The following is a 19,851-nucleotide window of genomic DNA, read 5'->3' as shown; positions in this document are numbered from 1 at the left end:
CGGAAAAAGTGTGCATTTTTTGGGATTTCAAGAGATGGCAAAGAAATTTTCAAATCTTCTCCTGACTCCTGACTCCTGACTCCTGACTCCTATGCCCTCACGGAAAGACTTTCTCAGCAACCCCTAATTAATTGTCCGAATGCTTCGCCCTTACTGTGACCTAAAGACTTGAATGGTAATTCCTAATAATAGATCGCCGACTTCTTTGAGAAGTCGAGGATCTGAGTATTATTTTCACGCGGGTACTACAAATTTTTCACTTCCAGCTAACCCAAACGCTGTATGAATAACTTGCAAAGCCTTCACACCCTCATCTTGTGCCACAACACAACTAATTTTAATTTCTGAAGTGGCAATCATTTGGATATTGATTTTATTTTCCGCTAAAGCTGTAAACATTTTCCCGGCAATACCTGGTTGTCCAACCATTCCCGAACCAACAATACTCACTTTAGCGATCGCCCCATCCAAAACTACCTCACCCCATCCTAACTGATCTGCAACTTGGGTTAATTTCTTTTGGGCGTTTTCTGCATCCATCCTGGCAACGGTAAAAGCAATATCCCGACGCGCAACCCCATCAACCACCCGACAGCGTTGTGATTGAATAATCATATCCACACTGATGTTATATTCTGCCAATAAACCAAATAATTTCGCAGCCATTCCTGGTTGATCGGGAACTTGACGAATAGCTAACCGTGCTTGATTCATGTCTAAAGCAACACCACGCACTGCGGGAGATTCGGGGGTTGGGGAAGATAGAACAGCAGGAGAAGCAGTAATTTCAAAAGCGTTGCAAAGTGCAGCAATAGCGCGATCGCAATCTCCCGCATCTACCAAACAACTCACCTTAACTTCACTGGTAGAAATCATTTGAATATTTACACCCGCTTCCGCCAAGGTTACAAACATTTTAGCAGCTACACCAGGACGGCCAATCATTCCCGCTCCAGAAATACTCACCTTTGCTGTATTATTTTCTACTAAAACTTCTGCTTCATCTGAATTGGGTTGATTTCTCAAAGCTGGTGCAATAGCCGCAGCCACAGCTTCCGCTCGTTTCAAAATAAGTGTATTTACGGTAAAAGCAATATCGTTACTATTACCTTCATGAATTGATTGAATAATTAAATCTACGTCTACTTGTTGACGGGAAATTTCATTAAATAACCTTGCTGCTACCCCTGGTTTATCAGGTACACGCAATAAAGATACCTTAGCCTGATCAATATCAAATTCTACCGCATCCACAGGACGAGCTAATTCTAAATTGACTAACGCCCGTTCTTGCACTTTTGGCGATGTTACCCATGTACCAGGCTGATCCGTCCAACTGGACCTTACCACCAAAGGAACACCATAATTTTTGGCAATTTCCACCGCACGGGGATGTAATACCTTTGCACCCAAACTAGCTAACTCCAGCATTTCATCACAGGTGATTTCTGTCATTAACTGCGCTTCCGGTACAAGGCGCGGATCTGTAGTTAAAATCCCTGGAACATCTGTATAAATTTCACAAAAATTTGCTCCCAAAGCTGCCGCCAAAGCCACTGCGGAAGTATCAGAACCACCACGCCCCAAGGTGGTAATTTCCATTGCTGTAGTGTTAGAAATTCCTTGGAAACCAGCTACAACAACGACTTTACCTAAATTAATCTGCCCCATCAAACGCTCTGTTTCAATATGCAAAATGCGAGCGCGAGTATGTTCAGCTTCAGTAACAATACTTACCTGAGCGCCAGTCATAGAAATAGCAGGTTGTCCAATTTCCTGCAAAGCCATACTTAGTAAAGCAATGGTGACTTGCTCCCCTGTGGAAAGCAGCATATCCATTTCCCGACGGTTAGGACTTTTAGAGATTTCATTAGCTAGTTTAACTAATCCATCGGTGGTTTTACCCATTGCGGAAACGACGACGACAACGGAATTTCCTGCTTGTACAGTTTTATAAACCCGTTGTGCAACCGCTTGGATACGTTCCACCGAACCAACAGATGTACCACCGTATTTTTGAACTATGAGCGCCATAACTGTAGATGTTTGAATATTCAAATTGTGCTGTGATCAATGCCTCCGTCGGGAAGCTTTGAAAATTTACCATTAATTTAGATTACTAAAATATCAGCGATTTGGATTTTCCACTCAGTAATTTAAGTAGGTAGGCGTTAAAATTTATCGTTATGGCAAGGCAAGAGGCAAGAGGCAAAAGGCAAAAGGCAAAAGGTAAGAGACTTTCAGAGATTTTACTTTCTGTAACATACCTCGGTTTTTTCAAGCCGACTTATTTAACTCTGCAATTTTACGAATTGAGGAAAAATAAGTTTAACAGCATTTTAACCTATTATATGATTGTTCTTAACCTATTTACATACTATATATAGTTATTTTAAGTAGGGGTAGGCATTATTTAGGACAAATAAACGCTGATCCGCGCAAACATGGCACAAATATCAACTAATTTCCTAGCAGGGGTTCTGATAATGACCCTGCTGGGTTTATTTATGGTGAAACACGCAACTTTTACAACCGTGAATATACATTTAATTGCATAAAATCATAAAAATTATGATTCGGCTTTACACAACTTGGTGAACAAAATTACTATCACTACTCCTTTAGGAAGAAATTTAAACATAGTTTAATCTATTCTTTGACGGTTATTAATTTCTAGTTAATCAGCAAGTATGAACTTTATTTAAGGCTGTAATTCCATCAGGTAAAACATCCTTCAAAATGAGGCATTATGAACATTTCAACCACCATTTTTAGCCGTGCATTCACTACTTCTGTAGTAACAGCGGCCGTAGCATTTAGTCCTATTTTCACAGCAGTTGCTCAAGCTCAGACTTTGAACGGTGCAGGAGCAACTTTTCCCGCACCTCTCTATGAACGTTATGCACGGGAAGTAAGAAAGAAACATCCTGAATTAAAAATTAATTACCAAGCAATTGGTAGTGGTGGTGGTATTCGTCAAACTATAGCTGGTACTGTAGATTTTGGTGCTAGTGATGCAGCCATGACAGATGCAGATATGGCCAAGGTCAAAAATGGTGTAATTTTAGTACCTACTGCTGGTGGTGCGGTTTCGGTAGTTTACAATTTACCAGGTGTTAGCCAACTTAGATTGTCTCGTAAAACCCTACCAGCAATTTTTTCTGGACAAATTACTAACTGGAATGATCCACAAATTAAAGCTGATAACCCAGGTGTAAATTTACCAAACCAACCGATTAAATTTGCAGTTCGTGCTGATGGTAGCGGTACAACTTTCATTTTTACCAATCACTTGAGTTCTATTAATCCCTACTTTAAAGGTAGAATTGGCGCTAATACTGCACCAAGATGGAATTTACCCAACGCTTTGAAAGGAAAGGGTAATCCTGGTGTAGCTGCTTTAGTTGCTCGTACTCCCGGAGCTATTGGTTATGTTGAATATGACTACGCTACCAGAAACAAATTAAAATCAGCACAATTACAAAATAAAAAAGGAGAATTTATTGCACCTTCCTTAGCAACTGCAAATGCAGCTTTATCAGGTGTAACTTTTCCAGCTAACTATCGTGTATTTGTAGGTGATCCTAATCAGGGTTATCCTATTGTGGGTTTAACTTGGATGATGATTTATAAAAATTATCCCACTCCAGCTAAAGCAGATGCGATTAAAAAATGGATTAACTGGGTACTTAAAGATGGTCAACAATTTAATGATGACATGAATTACACAAAAATTCCTAGTGATGTTGTCAATCGTGTTTTACAAACAGTGAATAGCACTGTTAAATAATCAAAACTAGGCAAGGGGCGAAGCATTCGGAAAATAGCCTGTGAAAAAATTGAAAATTTATCGCCCGAATGCTTCACCCGTACAGGAGTCAGGAGTCAGAATAATCATAATGATTCTGAATCCTGTAATCTGTATCCTAAATCCTTTCTCAATTCACTATTTAACTTTGGATAACTAAATATTTCACTTTAATTGTTTTGATTAATTATGCCCAATTCCTTTGAGAAGAATGATTACCATCAATCATCAGACTTAAAAGTAAATGATGAAAATATCAACTTAACTGTTACTGGTGGATTAAATTTTAGATTTGATCAAGGATTTACATTTCTAGTTTATCTATTTGCTGCCATCACTGTAGCAATTTTATTTGTCATGACTTGGGTAATTTTTCAAGAAGCTAAACCAGCGGTTTTTCAATTTGGTTTAGGGTTTATCTGGAGTCAAGAATGGGATACAGGCAATCAAGTTTTTGGGGCATTACCTTATATTTATGGTACTTTAGTGAGTAGTGCGATCGCTATTTTATTGACTGTGCCTATAGGAATATCAGTCGCCCTAGTAACGAGTGAAGACTTTTTACCATTAGTAGTCAGAAATATTATTGCTTTTGTAGTAGAATTAATTGCTGCAATTCCCAGTGTAATTATCGGTTTATGGGGAATTTTTGTATTTATTCCCATTATCGAACCCTTTGAACAATGGTTAGGTAAAACTTTTAATTTTATCCCCTTGTTTAATACTGAATATCCCACAGGTAATAATATGTTAACGGCGGGAATTATTCTTTCGATTATGATTTTACCAACAATGGCGGCTATTTCTCGTGATGTTTTGATGGTTGTTCCTAAAGAATTACGCAGTGCATCTATGGCTTTAGGTAGCACTCGTTGGGAAACCATTTTTCGGGTGTTATTACCAGCAGGTTTTTCAGGAATGGTAAGTGCAGCAATGTTAGCTTTAGGCCGCGCACTTGGTGAAACAATGGCAGTCACAATGGTAATTGGTAACTCGGCTCAAATTAGTCTATCTTTACTTGATCCAGCTTATACAATTCCCGCTGTTCTAGCTAATGAATTTGCCGAAGCTGAACCTGGTTTACATATTGGTTCATTGAGTTATTTAGGTTTGATTTTGTTTGTTTTAACCTTAGCAGTTAATATCGGTGCTGTGCTATTAGTGCAATGGGTACGCAAGAAAAATTCTTAGTAAGCATTAAGTCATCAGTTATCAGCTTTCAAATATAGACAAACAGATTGCTCATAAATTCAGAAACATCTCAAAAAATCCCAAATCTAAAATTCAAAATCCAAAATCCCATGAGTAGCTATATAAATCCAGAAAATATTGAATCTTTACCTAAAGAATTACTCAGCCCGCTACCAACTCAGAGGCGTTTGTTTAGCTATGCCATGAATGGTTTATCATTCATATTGAGTTTGTTGGCATTGTTTCCACTAGCATCAATTTTGTGGGAAATTATATCAAGGGGAATTTCTGGGTTAAAATCAGAAATGTTTTACCTTCCACTGATTGAAAATGGTTTTGCTAATGCCATTATTGGTACTATTATTATGGTTAGTTTTGGGGCATTATTAAGCATTCCCATAGGGATAATGACCGGCATATTTTTAGCAGAATTTGGTAAAACTAATAAAATTACTAATTTTGTGCGGTTTCTAACTTCTATCCTCACAGGTGTACCTTCAATTGTTGTAGGAATGTTTGCCTATGGAGTCGTTGTTTTAATTACTAAAAAATTTAGCGCCTTTGCTGGTGGTTTTGCTTTATCTGTGATTATGTTACCAATAATTGCCTTAACAACAGAGGAAGCATTAAAACTAATTCCCACTCAACAACGTTTAGCTTCTGCTGCATTAGGAGGAACAAGATTTCAAACTACATTTAGGGTTGTTGTCAAATCAGCAATTCCCGGAATTACTACAGGTATTGCATTAGCGATCGCCCGTGCATCAGGTGAAACAGCACCATTACTTTTCACAGCTTTATTTAGTCAAAACTGGTCCGATAGTTTAATGAGTCCGACTGCTTCTTTACCTGTATTAATTTTCAATCTTTACAATAATCCTGACCCAGAAATTAACAAATTAGTTTGGACGACTTCTATCATTTTATTGAGTTTAGTTTTGTTCTTTAGTCTCATCTCTCGTTTATTAAGTAGTAAAAGCAGATTCAAGTAATTATTAATTGTTTCACCAATACTTTTCACCGTTTTTTATCACTAAAATAATCATGAGTAACCTAATTCCAGCAATCAAAATTAAAAACCTAAGTTTTTATTATGGTAATTACAAAGCTATCGAAGGCATATCATTAGATATTTATAAGAACCAAGTTACTGCACTCATTGGTCCTAGTGGTTGCGGAAAATCTACCTTCATTAAAACCTTAAACCGGATTAGTGAATTAGAAGGTAAAGTCAAAGTTGAAGGAAGCATAGAATTTTATGAACAAAATATCTATGACCCCCGCATTAATATTAATCGTTTGCGGCGAGAAATTGGCATGGTATTTCAAAAGCCAAATCCTTTTCCCATGAGTATTTATGAAAATGTTGCTTATGGTGTGAGAATTGCTGGTAAATGTCCCAAATTTAAATTAGATCAAATAGTGGAATCGGCGCTCAAAGGTGCAGCACTTTGGGATGAAGTGAAAGATAAACTTAACACATCTGCATTAGGTCTTTCTGGTGGACAGCAACAACGTTTATGTATTGCGCGTGCTTTAGCAGTGAAACCAAAAGTTTTATTAATGGATGAACCTTGTTCAGCCTTAGATCCTATTGCTACATTGAAAGTTGAAGAATTGATTCATAGCTTGCGATCTGAGTTAACAATAGTGATTGTGACTCATAATATGCAGCAAGCAACCCGCGTTTCTGATTTTACTGCTTTCTTTAGCACCGATGAAAGTAGGATCGGGCAAATGGTAGAATTTGGTGCTACAAGTCAAATCTTTCGTAATCCATTAGATGAGCGTACCCGTGATTATGTTGCAGGACGCTTTGGTTAATGGGATTTTAGATTTTAGATTTTAGATTTTAGATTTTGGATTTGGGATTGTGAAATATTACAGGAGATATAGGTCAGATTTTTATCTGAGTTTTTTGATGATCTATTCTCATCAAACAGAAAACCGCTATCAGGACTGTTGATTTTCGGTTGTTAATTTTGAATTTTGATTTCCCCATTAATTAACGTGACGCACCAAGCTTTAAAATAAAGCAATGTGAGTCAAGGAGTTTTGAGCCTGTCTACCAAAACCAGAATCCTTACTCCAAAATCCAAAATCGAAAATCCAAAATTGTCATGACTCATTCCACTGATATTCTTACCTTAGCCCGTTGGATGGCCGCTGATTTTAGTAATCAAGCTCAAGTGTTTGAAAATCCGGCTTTTTACGCCCATATTCGTGTCTGTATGCGTCCTCTCCCTTATGGGTTGTTATCGGGGGTGAGTTTTTTTGTAGAACAGGCTTATGATTATATGCTCAATGACCCTTATCGGTTGCGGGTATTGAAGTTAGTGACAGAGGGTGAGAAAATCCTGATTGAAAACTACACGGTAAAAGAGGAAAAAGACTTTTTCGGTGCATCCCGTGATTTAGGAAGGTTGTATCAGTTAAGTGGCGATCGCCTGGAAAAACTTTCTGGTTGTAACATGATTGTAGAGTGGACTGGGAATTGTTTTAGAGGTCACGTTGAACCAGGTAAAGGTTGTATCGTCGTCCGCAAAGGACAAAGAACCTACTTGGATAGTAAATTTGAAATTGATGGAGATAAGTTCATCAGTTGGGACAAAGGACGAGATCCAGACACCGATGAGCATCTTTGGGGTTCTGTCGCAGGTCCATTTCACTTTGTGCGCTGGGGTAACTTTGCAGATGAGGTGAAGTTATCTTGAATAGGTGACAGGTGACAGGTGACAGGTGACAGTTAAGAAGTTAAAAGGGAATAGGGAATAGGGGAGGTAGGGGAAGTTAATAACCCAATCACCAATCACCAATCACCAATCACCAAAAAATTTTTTCCCCAGGGGATGCAATTTAGGAATAAAGGTGATAATATAAGTAGTTGTGAGTGCGGCGACATAGCCAAGTGGTAAGGCAGAGGTCTGCAAAACCTTTATCCCCCAGTTCGAATCTGGGTGTCGCCTTTGAGAGAAAACAGCCAAAACCAAGCTATTTACAGGTTTTATCAATAAGTATAGGGACGGGTTTAATGCTCGTCCTTTGTTGTTTGGGATAAATTTGGGGTAATTTTGGGGTAAGTCTGCCTTTAGCCATAAGACAACTGTCTTTAGTGCTATTTTCTGCTGTACAAATATGTTGGCAATGTTGTATATTTGACGTTGCATAGTCTGAATAGCAACATATATATGTAATATGGCAGAAAAAGTATTAGTTGAGTTTGCTTTAGAAGATGGAACAGCTTTTTTAGTAGAAGTTGAAGAATCAGAAGATACATCTACTGCTATTGAGAAAGTGGCACTACCTTCTGGTAAGGAAATTGCCAAAGCACAAAAAACATTTTCAGAAGCGATAGATAATATTAAGCCTGTGGTGGCTAGTCTGAATAATAAATTTAAAGATTTAGGTCCGAAAGAAATGGAAGTTAAGTTTGGTGTCAAACTCAGTGCTGATGCTGGCGCTATATTAACTTCTGTGGGTGGGGAAGTTACCTTTGAAGTAACTGTTAAGTGGAATAAAGACTAAGATTTACAGCTTCCATGTCAACAGCAAATTATTTTGTAACTTGTAAAAGTGCGATCGCTCGCATTTATAATAAAAACGGTAAAGTTATCGGTGCTGGTTTTTTGGTGAGTCAGTACCATTTGCTTACCTGCGCTCATGTGGTGACAGCCGCTTTGGGTATTATCACTAACATACAAGAATCACCAGATGGCATTATAGAACTTGATTTTCCCCTGATTGCACCTGGACAAAAATTAAAAGCTAAGGTTGTATTTTGGCAACCTGTGAACCCAGGACAAAGTAAGGAAGATATTGCTGGGTTACAGATAGAGGAAACTTTACCAATGGGCGTAAGTCCTGTAAAACTTGTCACTACATCAGATTATTGGCAGCATAAATTTCGCATTTTTGGCTTTCCCCAAGGACATGATACTGGTGTTTGGGCTGATGGTGAACTGCGTGATGTCCAAGCTACTCGCTGGATACAGATAGAAGCAATTAAAGTTACTGGATATCAAATTGAACCGGGTTTTAGTGGTTCTCCTATTTGGGATGAAACATTACAGGGAGTTGTGGGAATGGCCGTGGCCGCAGAGAAAAAGCGAGAGGGTGTGAAAGCGGCATTTATGATACCTACAACTGTGTTAGTTGAAGCTTGGAGTTTTTTAAATCAAGCTGTTCAACAACAATCAATAAATTCTTCTCCCTCTTTGAGTCGAGTCCAAGAAATTAAAGCTAGGGAATTGAACAAAAGATTAGTAATTTTAGAAGGCGATTATAAAGCCGTTTATAACCAATTGAATTATACAGAAAATGCCGAAAGTCGTAATAACTTGCAGCGACAATTAAACAGGATTGAAAAGGATATGAATGATGTCGTTGAACAGTTAAAAATGATCGGGTGATCACCATTTTAAAATGATAAAATGAAAACGATTTACAAATTTTCATCCTATAGCCGTCAGGAGTTAGAAGCAATGTTTGGATTAACAGAATGGCAACAAACTCGATTTTATCAAGAAGTTAAGGAAGAAGTTAGGGAAGAGATCAAGGAAGAGGTGAAGTTAGAAACGATTCCTAAACTGTTACGTGAGGGGTTAACTGTAGAACAAATTGCTCGTATATTGGAGTTAGATATAGAAGTGGTGAGACAAGCAATCAAAAAGGAAAGTAAATAATTTCCTATGACAAATTCTCATCTATTTATAGGGGTTTAGCAATGATAAATCCCTACCCATCTAATCAAATAATTAAACAATTTTGATAATAAATTATGGTATGGAGATTTTTTATAATATGGCAAAACCTGATGATATTAAACTTGAGCAATTAGAAAAGAGATACAAAGAGCTAAAAAAGGATTATGAAGCACTTTGTGAACAACTTAATGCAACGGGAAATGCTCAAGATAAAAATAACTTGCAGCGACGAATAGACATCCTTTACAAAGAAATAAAGGATACTGATCAGAAAATAGAAGAATTAAAATCTGATATAGAAAATTTTGATTCAACATCTGCACATAGTACGGATGAGCCAAACCCAAATATTATACCAGAATCATATATATTAATTAAAATAGAACCATTACAAACAAAATCAAGATCAAAAAATCCAAGATTTAAAATTAGTGGTTGGGTTATTCCTAATATTCAAAATTATATAATAGATAGCCCATACTATCATACAATTGATATTTGTGATTCTCATGATCAAAGTTTTAAAATTCAGGATATCCCCAAAATTTTAAATTCTCTCTTGACCGAAAAAATAAATGTTTCTCTAGAAAAACATATAAATATAGTATTTTTTCTACCTAAAGAATATCTTACTTATCCTGTTGAACAATGGGAAATAAATGATTTTGGTGAAACAAGTCCTATTGGTGAGAAGTACAGAGTAATTGTTCGAGATGTAGAACGATTAGACAAACAATATCTGAGAGTCAAAAAACAACAGTGGATTGACAAATGGGAGAAATTACAGAATATAAACTGTAATAATTTTCAAAAAATACATGAATATGATGCTAACAGTTTTTCTGCTTTTGTAAATCAAGCAATTGGTATTATTTTAAATATATTTGATGACCATATCAAAAATGATACTGATAAAATTTCTAAAATTTTTGGTTCATTACAGAGTAATGTAATTCCTTTAGCTATATGTCATAGAGATAAAATTTCTTTAACAGATTATCAAAATAGAGAAAATCATGATCTAAACTGCTGTATTTATGAATTACTAGAAAATGTGAGAATAAACCGCTTAGAATCACGAATTAATAATAGTAATAATCATCTATTAGGAAATGATGTTATTCTCATTTGTGAAAATCCTTATATTTTAACACCTGAATCTAACCCAATCATTATCAACAATTAGGTAATAACTATGACTAACGACTGGCAAATATTTAAAGGCAATAATGAAGTTAATGAAAAGTGGATAGAGGAGGGTTCTAAACTTCCAGCACCACCAAGTTGGCGAGATTTTAATAATAGTGAAAGTGACCCCAAAAAAAGACGCGCTGAGACATTTCAAGCCCGTCCAGAAGAGGTAGAATTAGTCAATGCTGCTTTATATTTACGACGACCTTTATTAGTAACAGGTAAACCAGGAACAGGTAAAACTTCTTTAGCCTATGCTGTCGCTTATGAACTAGGATTAGGAGAAGTGTTACATTGGCCAATTACCACACGCACCACATTAAAAGATGGTCTTTATAATTATGATGCCATAGGCAGATTACAAGATGCAAAAGAAAAGGATAATGTAGATAAACTTGGTAAATATTTGAATCTAGGATTATTAGATGAGGCAATACAACATTTACAAGATGTAAAAGATAAAAAATCTAAAGATAATCTAGCAGACATTGGTAAATATATTAATTTGGGTTCACTAGGAACAGCTTTACTACCATCTGATAAACCCAGAGTTTTATTAATTGATGAAATTGATAAAAGTGATATTGATTTACCTAATGATTTATTGCATATTTTTGAAGAGGGAGAGTTTGAAATACCGGAACTAAGACGCATAGCTGATAAATTAGATCAGGTAGAAGTACAGACAGCAGATAAAGATGGAAAAGCTACTATTAAACAAGGTAGGGTTCGCTGTACATCTTTTCCTTTTGTGATTTTAACCAGTAATGGTGAACGAGATTTTCCTCCTCCTTTTTTAAGACGCTGTATTAGATTGGATATTCAAGAACCTAATCAAGAAGAATTAGAACGGATAGTTAAAGCACATCTACAGTTAGATGATAAACTATCTAAAGAAGCAGATAATTTAATTGATCAATTTCTCAAAAAACGTCTAAATGGGGAATTAGCAACAGACCAACTTCTCAATGCTATCTATTTAGTCACTAATGAACAATCCCCCACAGGTACAACTAAAGAAAAGTTGATTAAAGAAATATTAAAATATTTAGATAGTTCACAAGATAGCTAAGAGGACTCATGATTAAGAAGTAAATAATTGTAGGTTGGGTTAAACGAAGTGAAACCCAACATTAGCGGGAGATAGCAAAGTATGGTGTTGGGTTTCGTTCCTCAACCCAACCTACGGTAAACATAGTTTTATATAGGGGGAACGGTAGAACCTAATCAGATAGCTAAGAGGACTCATGATTAACAGATTGATTCGACTTTTAGAACAGTTAGAACTGGACATGAGTGCAGAGGATATTGCTGATGCTCTCTGGTTAGCAAATCAGATAAAATTACCATCAGTAGTTGCACCTGTTGATGAAGTTACGCAATCAAATCAGAGTTCTCAGACTACCGCTAAGATACCACCTAATCTAAGAGAACCTTCAACATCTACAAAATCTGAAAATTCAGATTTTTCTACAGAAGAAAAAACAGAAGCACCCACAGCTAAAGTTTATCTTAAACATGATATAGATTCTAAGCCATCGCCTAATTCTCCTGAAAAACCAACCCCTGAAAAACCAACACCTTCATCATCAGGAGTACCTTTTAAAGCTCCTGCGGTTGCTGCTTTACCTAATGCTTTAGAAATTGGTAGGTCACTCCGTCCATTGATGCGAAAAGTTCCATCTCGGATAAAATTTGTTTTAGATGAAGAAAATACTGTTCAACAAATAGCAGAAAATGATGTTTGGATACCAGTTTTAAAACCTGCGCGAGAACGTTGGTTAGATTTGGTGATAGTTGTTGAAGAAAACCGCGCTACGGTTGTTTGGGAAGAAACTATCAACGAGTTCCGTAAATTAATGGAACGACATGGAGCTTTTAGAAATGTTTATACTTGGAGTTTACGCACAAATGATGGTAAACCGCAATTTTTTAACCAGCAGGGAAAAACTACAAAAAAACAACGTTCCCGCAGTCCCAAAGAATTATTAGAACCTAATGGTAGACGGTTAATATTATTAATTAGTGACTGTGTTTCCTCTTTATGGTGGCAAGGAGAAATACACCAATTATTAGAATTATGGTCTAAACAAGTTCCGGTAACTGTTCTGCAATTATTACCCGAACAATTATGGGAACGCACAGTTTTAGATTTGGGTATTTCCGTTTCATTAAGTGCGATTGAACCAGGTTCACTTAATTCTCAATTGACTGTTCATGATTTCCCTACCTGGTTAAAAGAAAACCCCAATCAAGCATTAAAGTTACCTATTGTGATTTTAGAACCTGAATCTTTAAAATATTGGGCAAAAGTGATGGCTGGTACAGGTACTATGGACACTGTGGGTATTGTATTTATGCCGAACTGGAAAGAATTAATACCTACAGATAAATTATCCAGTTCACAAACAATAGAAGAACCAGAATTATTAGTTAATAAATTAGTTAATAAATTAGTTAATACATTTTATCATAGTGCTTCCCCTCTAGCGAGAAAATTGGCGATTTATATGGCATCTGCTCCGGTAAGTATGCCTGTAATTCATTTAATTCAGGAAAAAATGTTGCCCCAACCAAGGAAGCCAATTATTTTGGCGGAAATTTTTATGAGTGGGTTGTTAGAATTAAGGTTAGTGAGCGAAGAAAATCAACCAGAAATATGGCGATATGAATTTGTAAAAGGAGTGAGAAAAGTTTTACTTCGTTCTATTAGAAAGACAGAAGTTGATGCTGTATTTGAGACTGTTTCTCAATATATAGCTCAGAAAGCTGGCATCCAAATCAAGAATTTTCAAGCTTTGTTATTTGCTAACTCTGACTGGGATGAAAACACCAAAGCAGAAATTCTTCCCTTTGCGGAGATTACTAAGGAAGTATTGCAAAATTTAGGGGGAGATTATGCGCGTTTAGCACAACAGTTAGAACCGGTAGGGGTAATTCATGAATTACCCCTACCAGAAATCAAAACCTTTGAATTTGAATGTGCCACTGTTACTATTAAAGATGATGTACTACAACCTTTTACTTTTACATTTGCCAAAATTGAATTAATCAAAAAATCACAGTTGTTTGGGCTAACACAGAAAACAGAATTAAGTGTTAACAAGTACCAAAAACAAGCACAGCAGTTTATAGAAAACTTAGGAAACGACATTGAATTAGAAATGGTGCTAATTCCTGGGGGAACTTTCATCATGGGTTCACCAGAAAATGAAGAGGGAAGTGGTAGCAGCGAAAGACCGCAACACGAAGTCACTATCAAGCCCTTTTCAATGGGTAAATATCCCATTACCCAGGCACAATGGCAAGCGGTAGCACAGTTACCCCAAGTCAACAAAGAACTAAAACCAGACCCATCGAGATTTAAAGGAGCAAACTGCCCTGTAGAAAGTGTTTCTTGGCATGATGTGGTGGAGTTTTGCGCTAGATTATCAAACTACACCAAAAGACCCTACAGACTGCCCAGCGAAGCGGAATGGGAATATGCTTGTCGTGCAGGAACAACCACACCCTTTCATTTTGGGGAGACAATAACAACGGATTTAGCAAATTATTATGGTAAGTACACTTATGGTAATGGAGTAAAAGGAGTTTATAGAGAAGAAACTACAGAAGTAGGCAGTTTTCAAGTAGCAAATGAATTTGGTTTATATGATATGCACGGCAATGTGTGGGAGTGGTGTGAAGATGATTGGCATAATAATTATGAAAATGCACCTGCGGATGGTAGCGCGTGGGTACGCGACAAGTCTAATAATAATGAAAAGGTGCTGCGCGGTGGTTCTTGGTTCGACCTTCCTGCCGCTTGCCGTTCGGTGCGTCGCTACTATGTTGATGCGGGCTTCGTCGGCAGCTCCTACGGTTTTCGTGTTGTGTGTGGTGCTGCGCGGACTTCGTAGCCCTTTATACTCTTGCCCTTTTGCCCTTTACCCTTCTTTCCTCTACCCTTAGCGAGCGAAGCGAGCTTTAAAAAATTTTTTTGAATTTTTACCCTTTTGAGCAAAGATGAACGAATTACCAATTATTCAAAAAACCTACGATTTAATTAAGTGGTATGTGCCTATTCTTAACCGCCTACCACAGAATCATAAATTTATGCTAGGTAATAGGATAATTACTGGACTTTACGATTTATTAGATGCTTTAATTATTGCTAAATATGCTGTTGATAAACTAGAGCAATTACAGTCATTAAATAGTAAACTAGATATATTACGTCAATTAAAATAAATTATCCTGTTAATCCTAAAATCCTGGACATCCTGATTCTGACATAATTACTTATTTTCTATTAATTTTCTAACAATGCCCAAAACTATTATTAATCGCCATAAAAAAACCGCCCGATATTTTATAGAAAACTTAGGAAACGACATTGAATTAGAAATGGTGCTAATTCCTGGGGGAACTTTCATCATGGGTTCACCAGAAAATGAAGAGGGAAGTGGTAGCAGCGAAAGACCGCAACACAAAGTCACCATCAAGCCCTTTTCAATGGGTAAATATCCCATTACCCAGGCACAATGGCAAGCGGTAGCACAGTTACCCCAAGTCAACAAAGAACTAAAACCAGACCCATCGGAATTTAAAGGAGCAAACTGCCCTGTAGAAAAGGTTTCTTGGCATGATGCGGTGGAATTTTGTGCTAGACTATCAAACTACACCAAAAGACCCTACAGACTGCCCAGCGAAGCGGAATGGGAATATGCTTGTCGTGCAGGAACAACCACACCCTTTCATTTTGGCCAGACAATAACAACGGATTTAGCAAATTATAACGGTAAGTACACTTATGGTAATGGAGTAAAAGGAGTTTATAGAGAAGAAACCACAGAAGTAGGCAGTTTTCAAGTAGCAAATGAATTTGGGTTATATGATATGCACGGCAATGTGTGGGAGTGGTGTGAAGATGATTGGCATAATAATTATGAAAATGCACCTGCGGATAGTAGCAGGTGGATAAGCGACGAGCCTAATAACAACGCGAAAGTGCTGCGCGGTGGTTCTTGGGACGACAATCCTGTAGTTTGCCGTTCGGCGCGTCGCGGCTTTCATGTTGCGGGCTTCGACTACTACAGCTTCGGTTTTCGTGTTGTGTGTGGTGCTGCGTGGAATTTGTAGCCCTTTATACTCTTTCTCTTTTGCCCTTTACCCTTCTTTCCTTTATCCTTGCCTTGACAAAGCTGATTCCGCCATGGCGGAGTCATTCGACACCGCTCAGGACACACAAAGTGCAAGCTTTTTGAGGATCATAGCACCTAAAACCAGGCGGGCAGCGCCGGAATGATATTAATTAATCTGCATCTCGATTTCTAGCTGATTTTGTTGATTTACCACCAGCATTGCGAACATTCATAACTTTACTCAGTAAATCAAACCAAAAGGGCGCTCCCATTGCAATAGCTACACCACTGACTATCCAACCAGATAACATGGTTAATAAACTGATCATAGGTACGCTATTGATCTTCGTTGGATTCCAACCAATTTGATCTTCTAAGTTTTCATTTGTCCAACCTATTGGTAAACTAATTTCCTCTAAAATCTCCTTAGTGTCAATATTTTTGAGGTTGGAAGGATCAGATTGTTGATCTATAGTTTGCACAGCTTTATAAACAATTGCTTCTCGCAAAACTGTATCTTTCGATAAGCGATCAATGATATGAAATGTATCAGCATTAGCACCAAAAGCGAGGAGAATACCAATTAAAATAGCGACTCCTTTAGCATTTCGTTTGTAAACACCACCTGCTCTTTGCATAGAACTATCAAAAGAATTCTCAATTTCTCTCCGTAATATTTCAATACCTTCCTCTGTACTTTTAGCCTTGTATTGCGCTCGCTTGGCTATGTTAGCAATATTTCTCTTCATGCCATCTGGTAAGGTATCTATTAATTCTTTAATGGTTTTATGGCTTTGACTATTTTTATCTTTAAGAGTGATTTGAATTTCCTCAACAACAGTATTACTTGTGTCTAGTAATTGGACAAGTTCGTTCATGTTAGGTTTTAAACCACCGATGATAATTGCTTCTTCAACACTGGGAAAAATGTGTTTTTGTAAAGCTTGCAGTCGCTTCCAAGTTTCTATTAGTATGGGATTTTCATTTTCTATATTCGCCTGAAAGTTATTAATGTATTTATCCAAGCTATCCTGCATTTGACTAACGCTTGTATTTATATCAAACTTGTACTTTTTAAAATCTTTAACAATTTCTGTATATTCTGAAGTGAGAGTTGCTAAATCATCTTTAATATCCTGGGCAATATACTTTGGTAATTCTGTTTCTTGGATTTGTCTGAGTGAGCGAGTTAAAATTGTTTGTAATTCTTGTAACCTTTGGTTTTTAAATTTTTCTAGTCTTACTTCTGTTAGACTATGGATGATTTGTGGCAGTTGTAATTCTTCTAAAAGACTGGTAGCGAAAGTATCACTCTGAATATAAGAAGGCGCACTTTTATCTTGATTAAAAGTCTTATGATTTACCTGTGATTTATTTATTGTTCTTCCGATCTTACTAGTTATATCACCCATAAACCAAGTGAATTTTCTTGGTAACTGGGATAAAATGCCTTTAGCTTCTTGGTTAATACTTTTAATTAAAGGATTGCTATAAATTTTGTTGACCATATCAATTAGATCCTTGGCTTCTGAATTTTTAACATCTCCAGCCAAGAAAATTTCGATTGATTTTTTTAAATGTGCAGCACGCCATTGCAGGATTGTAGCAATCAATTCTTGAATTTCGGAAGCTAACAAGCTTAAAATCAGGTAAATAAAAATTAAACCCAGGGCGATATCTAAAATGACAGGTAGGCGCATTTTCCAAACTCCTTCAGCGTAATTGACCAATTTAACCTTGTATTCTTTATATCATTTAATTGGCAAAAATCTTGTTAAATTGTTTAAAAAATAACTAAAAAATTTTTATGCAAAAAATTATTATTTTTCAGAGAAAACTGAGGTAATTTGGGATCTAGCCATTGCTTGTGAAAATAGTTTGTGAAGGTATGGCAAAATTGGAGATTCGCTCTGGTCTCTATGAAATCAAACCAGTGAGTAAAATGATTAGCATAGAATATGCAAGAAGGACGCTATATTGGGACTCATCTAGAAAAACAGCATCGCACCTCTGGCAGATGGATGGATGGACTATGGTTAATAGGTTTGCTGTTGGTGGCAATATTGCTGTTTAGCATCAATCTTGGCGGACTGCCGCTCACAGATTGGGATGAAGGGACTGTGGCACAAGTTGCTAAAGAAATTTGGCGTGCCAAAGCAGGTTCTATGCACTGGCTTTACCCTACCTTGGGAGGTGAACCATACTATAACAAGCCTCCCCTCATGCACTGGCTAATTGCTTGGGCTTACTCCCTGGGTGGTGTGAATGAATGGACAACTCGCCTACCTGGAGCTATACTGACAGCCATTTCTGTGCCTTTGCTGTATTGTATTGGTAGAGAAATATTTCGCCTCCGTTGGGCTGCGGTTTATAGCGCCTTGATTTATCTGACGATGTTGCCAGTAGTGCGTCATGGCAGATTAGCAACGCTAGATGGCGTAGTGGTAAGTTTGTTAATGGTGATGATTTTCTGTGTGTTGCGATCGCGCCGAGACTTGCGTTATTGTCTTGGTGTCGGTATCAGTTTTGGGCTGATTTGCCTAACTAAAGGCATAGTGGGCATATTTTTAGGTGCTATTGCTGTAGTTTTTCTCTTTTGGGATACACCAAGATTACTCACCAGTTACTATCTATGGACAGGAATCTTCATCGGTATTTTACCAGTATTGGGTTGGTATGTTGCCCAACTACTGCGCTATGGTTATCCTTTCTCTCAAATTGATTTAGACGATCAAGCCTGGAATCAGATTGCTGCTGCTAATGGTCAGCCTGAAGCTTCTTGGTATTATTTCCTAGAAATTCTCAAATGGACATGGCCTTGGCTGGTATTTTTACCGCAAACTGTGGGTTTTACCTGGGAAAATCGCAATTTTAGCTGGGCTAAACTCATCCTAGTTTGGATTAGTGTGTATTTACTACTTATTTCTCTGGTTAGCGTCAAACAGCCTTGGTATATTTTACCAATTTATCCCAGCTTTGCTTTAGCCTGTGGTTTCTTTTTAACTCAGAGTGAGAATTGGCGTTTATTCTCATCCTATCCCCGTGCTTGGATAACCAGTTTTGCAGTCTTGGCTTTGGTAGCGTCTGCGGCTAGTATTTATCTGAGTTGGGGTAGTGCAGGTACAACAGACTTGCAGATGATTTTGGCCGCCGTAGCTTTGACTATGACTTTAGCAGCAATTTTGGCAGAACGAGGCGATCGGCAATTTTGGCAAATTTTAATTTGGGGAAGTTATATTTCTCTGTTGTTGTTGATCAAATCTGACTACTGGATGTGGGAACTAGGAGAAGCTTATCCAGTCAAGCCTGTGGCAGCAATGATAGCACGTGCCAATCCGGCAGTTCAGAAAATCTACACATCTTTTCCTTACCCTCGTTCATCCTTGAATTTTTATAGCGATCGCACCATTATTCCTGCTTCCCCCGGCGATCTGCAATATCATTGGCAGTATGATGTGCAGCCCTATTTGCTTGTGAATGCTTCTGCTTTAGAAAATCTCCAATTCCCATCTCTTAAAGTAGTGGGAAAATCCGCCGGTTGGCAATTGATTACAAAAGATACTCAGTAAATCATCCCGGCAGGAGGCAGGAGGCAGGAGGCAGGAGGCAGGAGGCAGGAGGCAGGAGGCAGGAGGCAGGAGGCAGGAGGCAGGAGGCAGGAGGCAGGAGGCAGGAGGCAGGGTGCAGGGGGAAGTTAATAACCCAATGCCCAATCACCAATCACCAATCACCAATCACCAATCACCAATCACCAATCACCAATCACCAATCACCAATCACCAATCACCAATCACCAATCACCAATCACCAATCACCAATCACCAATCACCAATCA

The 19,851-nt window shown here is 37.6% G+C and carries 15 protein-coding genes, 1 tRNA gene and 1 pseudogene; 15 read left to right on the top strand and 2 right to left on the bottom strand.

Translation table 11 applies throughout. The features are described from left to right. Nucleotides 1-234 precede the first annotated feature (234 nt). Complete coding sequence (locus FFR48_RS14300; protein ID WP_137667820.1) at nucleotides 235-2,034, bottom strand: aspartate kinase; 1,800 nt, start codon at nucleotides 2,032-2,034, stop codon at nucleotides 235-237. Nucleotides 2,035-2,749: 715 nt separating this feature from the next. Here FFR48_RS14300 and pstS point away from each other — a divergent pair. The 14 genes and pseudogenes from pstS (at nucleotide 2,750) to FFR48_RS14230 (ending at nucleotide 16,014) form a co-directional block, all read left to right on the top strand. After that, nucleotides 2,750-3,790 carry a phosphate ABC transporter substrate-binding protein PstS gene (gene pstS, locus FFR48_RS14295; RefSeq protein ID WP_137667819.1) on the top strand — a complete coding sequence of 347 codons (1,041 nt, stop codon included), beginning with the start codon at nucleotides 2,750-2,752 and terminating at the stop codon, nucleotides 3,788-3,790. A gap of 207 nt (nucleotides 3,791-3,997) precedes the next feature. Continuing rightward, complete coding sequence (gene pstC, locus FFR48_RS14290; protein WP_137667818.1) at nucleotides 3,998-4,999, top strand: phosphate ABC transporter permease subunit PstC; 1,002 nt, start codon at nucleotides 3,998-4,000, stop codon at nucleotides 4,997-4,999. 110 nt (nucleotides 5,000-5,109) lie between these two features. Beyond that, nucleotides 5,110-5,991, top strand: coding sequence for a phosphate ABC transporter permease PstA (gene pstA / locus FFR48_RS14285; protein ID WP_137667817.1), 882 nt, complete (start codon nucleotides 5,110-5,112; stop codon nucleotides 5,989-5,991). A 52-nt stretch (nucleotides 5,992-6,043) separates the two neighbouring features. Then, on the top strand, nucleotides 6,044-6,823 hold the full coding sequence (gene pstB / locus FFR48_RS14280; RefSeq protein WP_137667816.1) for a phosphate ABC transporter ATP-binding protein PstB: 780 nt from the start codon (nucleotides 6,044-6,046) through the stop codon (nucleotides 6,821-6,823). A gap of 296 nt (nucleotides 6,824-7,119) precedes the next feature. Beyond that, a complete protein-coding gene (locus tag FFR48_RS14275; RefSeq protein WP_137667815.1) occupies nucleotides 7,120-7,713 on the top strand; it encodes a chromophore lyase CpcT/CpeT in 594 nt (197 codons plus the stop codon). A 180-nt stretch (nucleotides 7,714-7,893) separates the two neighbouring features. Next, nucleotides 7,894-7,965 (top strand) — tRNA-Cys (locus tag FFR48_RS14270). Between the two features lie 229 nt (nucleotides 7,966-8,194). Continuing rightward, on the top strand, nucleotides 8,195-8,524 hold the full coding sequence (locus FFR48_RS14265; protein ID WP_137667814.1) for a CU044_2847 family protein: 330 nt from the start codon (nucleotides 8,195-8,197) through the stop codon (nucleotides 8,522-8,524). Nucleotides 8,525-8,538: 14 nt separating this feature from the next. Then, nucleotides 8,539-9,408: a trypsin-like peptidase domain-containing protein gene (locus FFR48_RS14260; RefSeq protein ID WP_137667813.1), complete on the top strand. Its 870-nt coding sequence runs from the start codon at nucleotides 8,539-8,541 to the stop codon at nucleotides 9,406-9,408. A gap of 21 nt (nucleotides 9,409-9,429) precedes the next feature. Further along, on the top strand, nucleotides 9,430-9,681 hold the full coding sequence (locus FFR48_RS14255) for an RpnC/YadD family protein (protein WP_137667812.1): 252 nt from the start codon (nucleotides 9,430-9,432) through the stop codon (nucleotides 9,679-9,681). A 118-nt stretch (nucleotides 9,682-9,799) separates the two neighbouring features. Continuing rightward, the gene (locus FFR48_RS14250; protein WP_137667811.1) at nucleotides 9,800-10,888 is read left to right on the top strand and encodes a VMAP-C domain-containing protein; all 1,089 of its coding nucleotides are present in this window, start codon (nucleotides 9,800-9,802) and stop codon (nucleotides 10,886-10,888) included. Between the two features lie 9 nt (nucleotides 10,889-10,897). Continuing rightward, nucleotides 10,898-11,965 (top strand): AAA family ATPase, encoded by a 1,068-nt coding sequence (locus FFR48_RS14245; RefSeq protein WP_137667810.1) that lies wholly within the window; start codon nucleotides 10,898-10,900, stop codon nucleotides 11,963-11,965. Between the two features lie 175 nt (nucleotides 11,966-12,140). After that, nucleotides 12,141-14,792: an SAV_2336 N-terminal domain-related protein gene (locus tag FFR48_RS14240; RefSeq protein ID WP_137667809.1), complete on the top strand. Its 2,652-nt coding sequence runs from the start codon at nucleotides 12,141-12,143 to the stop codon at nucleotides 14,790-14,792. 106 nt (nucleotides 14,793-14,898) lie between these two features. After that, nucleotides 14,899-15,111: pseudogene (avd, locus tag FFR48_RS14235) on the top strand (diversity-generating retroelement protein Avd); the annotation flags it as partial. Between the two features lie 87 nt (nucleotides 15,112-15,198). Then, a complete protein-coding gene (locus tag FFR48_RS14230) occupies nucleotides 15,199-16,014 on the top strand; it encodes a formylglycine-generating enzyme family protein (protein WP_137667807.1) in 816 nt (271 codons plus the stop codon). A gap of 172 nt (nucleotides 16,015-16,186) precedes the next feature. Here FFR48_RS14230 and FFR48_RS14225 read toward each other — a convergent pair whose 3' ends face one another. Beyond that, on the bottom strand, nucleotides 16,187-17,716 hold the full coding sequence (locus FFR48_RS14225) for a hypothetical protein (protein ID WP_137667806.1): 1,530 nt from the start codon (nucleotides 17,714-17,716) through the stop codon (nucleotides 16,187-16,189). A gap of 258 nt (nucleotides 17,717-17,974) precedes the next feature. On the opposite strand from FFR48_RS14225, the gene FFR48_RS14220 reads away from it, so the two are divergent. Next, complete coding sequence (locus FFR48_RS14220) at nucleotides 17,975-19,585, top strand: ArnT family glycosyltransferase (RefSeq protein ID WP_137667805.1); 1,611 nt, start codon at nucleotides 17,975-17,977, stop codon at nucleotides 19,583-19,585. The last annotated feature ends 266 nt before the right edge of the window (nucleotides 19,586-19,851 follow it).

Origin of the sequence: Sphaerospermopsis reniformis, assembly GCF_005402885.1 — a bacterium.
Classification (GTDB): Bacteria; Cyanobacteriota; Cyanobacteriia; order Cyanobacteriales; family Nostocaceae; genus Sphaerospermopsis; species Sphaerospermopsis kisseleviana.
The sequence above is the reverse complement of the archived record's forward strand: the minus strand, read 5'-3'. Positions and strand labels throughout refer to the sequence as shown.

Excerpts from the sequence above, each read along its gene's own strand:
- FFR48_RS14300 (WP_137667820.1), bottom strand. The coding sequence starts at position 2,034 with ATGGCGCTCATAGTTCAAAAATACGGTGGTACATCTGTTGGTTCGGTG.
- pstS (WP_137667819.1), top strand. The coding sequence starts at position 2,750 with ATGAACATTTCAACCACCATTTTTAGCCGTGCATTCACTACTTCTGTA.
- pstC (WP_137667818.1), top strand. The coding sequence starts at position 3,998 with ATGCCCAATTCCTTTGAGAAGAATGATTACCATCAATCATCAGACTTA.
- pstA (WP_137667817.1), top strand. The coding sequence starts at position 5,110 with ATGAGTAGCTATATAAATCCAGAAAATATTGAATCTTTACCTAAAGAA.
- pstB (WP_137667816.1), top strand. The coding sequence starts at position 6,044 with ATGAGTAACCTAATTCCAGCAATCAAAATTAAAAACCTAAGTTTTTAT.
- FFR48_RS14275 (WP_137667815.1), top strand. The coding sequence starts at position 7,120 with ATGACTCATTCCACTGATATTCTTACCTTAGCCCGTTGGATGGCCGCT.
- FFR48_RS14265 (WP_137667814.1), top strand. The coding sequence starts at position 8,195 with ATGGCAGAAAAAGTATTAGTTGAGTTTGCTTTAGAAGATGGAACAGCT.
- FFR48_RS14260 (WP_137667813.1), top strand. The coding sequence starts at position 8,539 with ATGTCAACAGCAAATTATTTTGTAACTTGTAAAAGTGCGATCGCTCGC.
- FFR48_RS14255 (WP_137667812.1), top strand. The coding sequence starts at position 9,430 with ATGAAAACGATTTACAAATTTTCATCCTATAGCCGTCAGGAGTTAGAA.
- FFR48_RS14250 (WP_137667811.1), top strand. The coding sequence starts at position 9,800 with ATGGCAAAACCTGATGATATTAAACTTGAGCAATTAGAAAAGAGATAC.
- FFR48_RS14245 (WP_137667810.1), top strand. The coding sequence starts at position 10,898 with ATGACTAACGACTGGCAAATATTTAAAGGCAATAATGAAGTTAATGAA.
- FFR48_RS14240 (WP_137667809.1), top strand. The coding sequence starts at position 12,141 with ATGATTAACAGATTGATTCGACTTTTAGAACAGTTAGAACTGGACATG.
- FFR48_RS14230 (WP_137667807.1), top strand. The coding sequence starts at position 15,199 with ATGCCCAAAACTATTATTAATCGCCATAAAAAAACCGCCCGATATTTT.
- FFR48_RS14225 (WP_137667806.1), bottom strand. The coding sequence starts at position 17,716 with ATGCGCCTACCTGTCATTTTAGATATCGCCCTGGGTTTAATTTTTATT.
- FFR48_RS14220 (WP_137667805.1), top strand. The coding sequence starts at position 17,975 with ATGCAAGAAGGACGCTATATTGGGACTCATCTAGAAAAACAGCATCGC.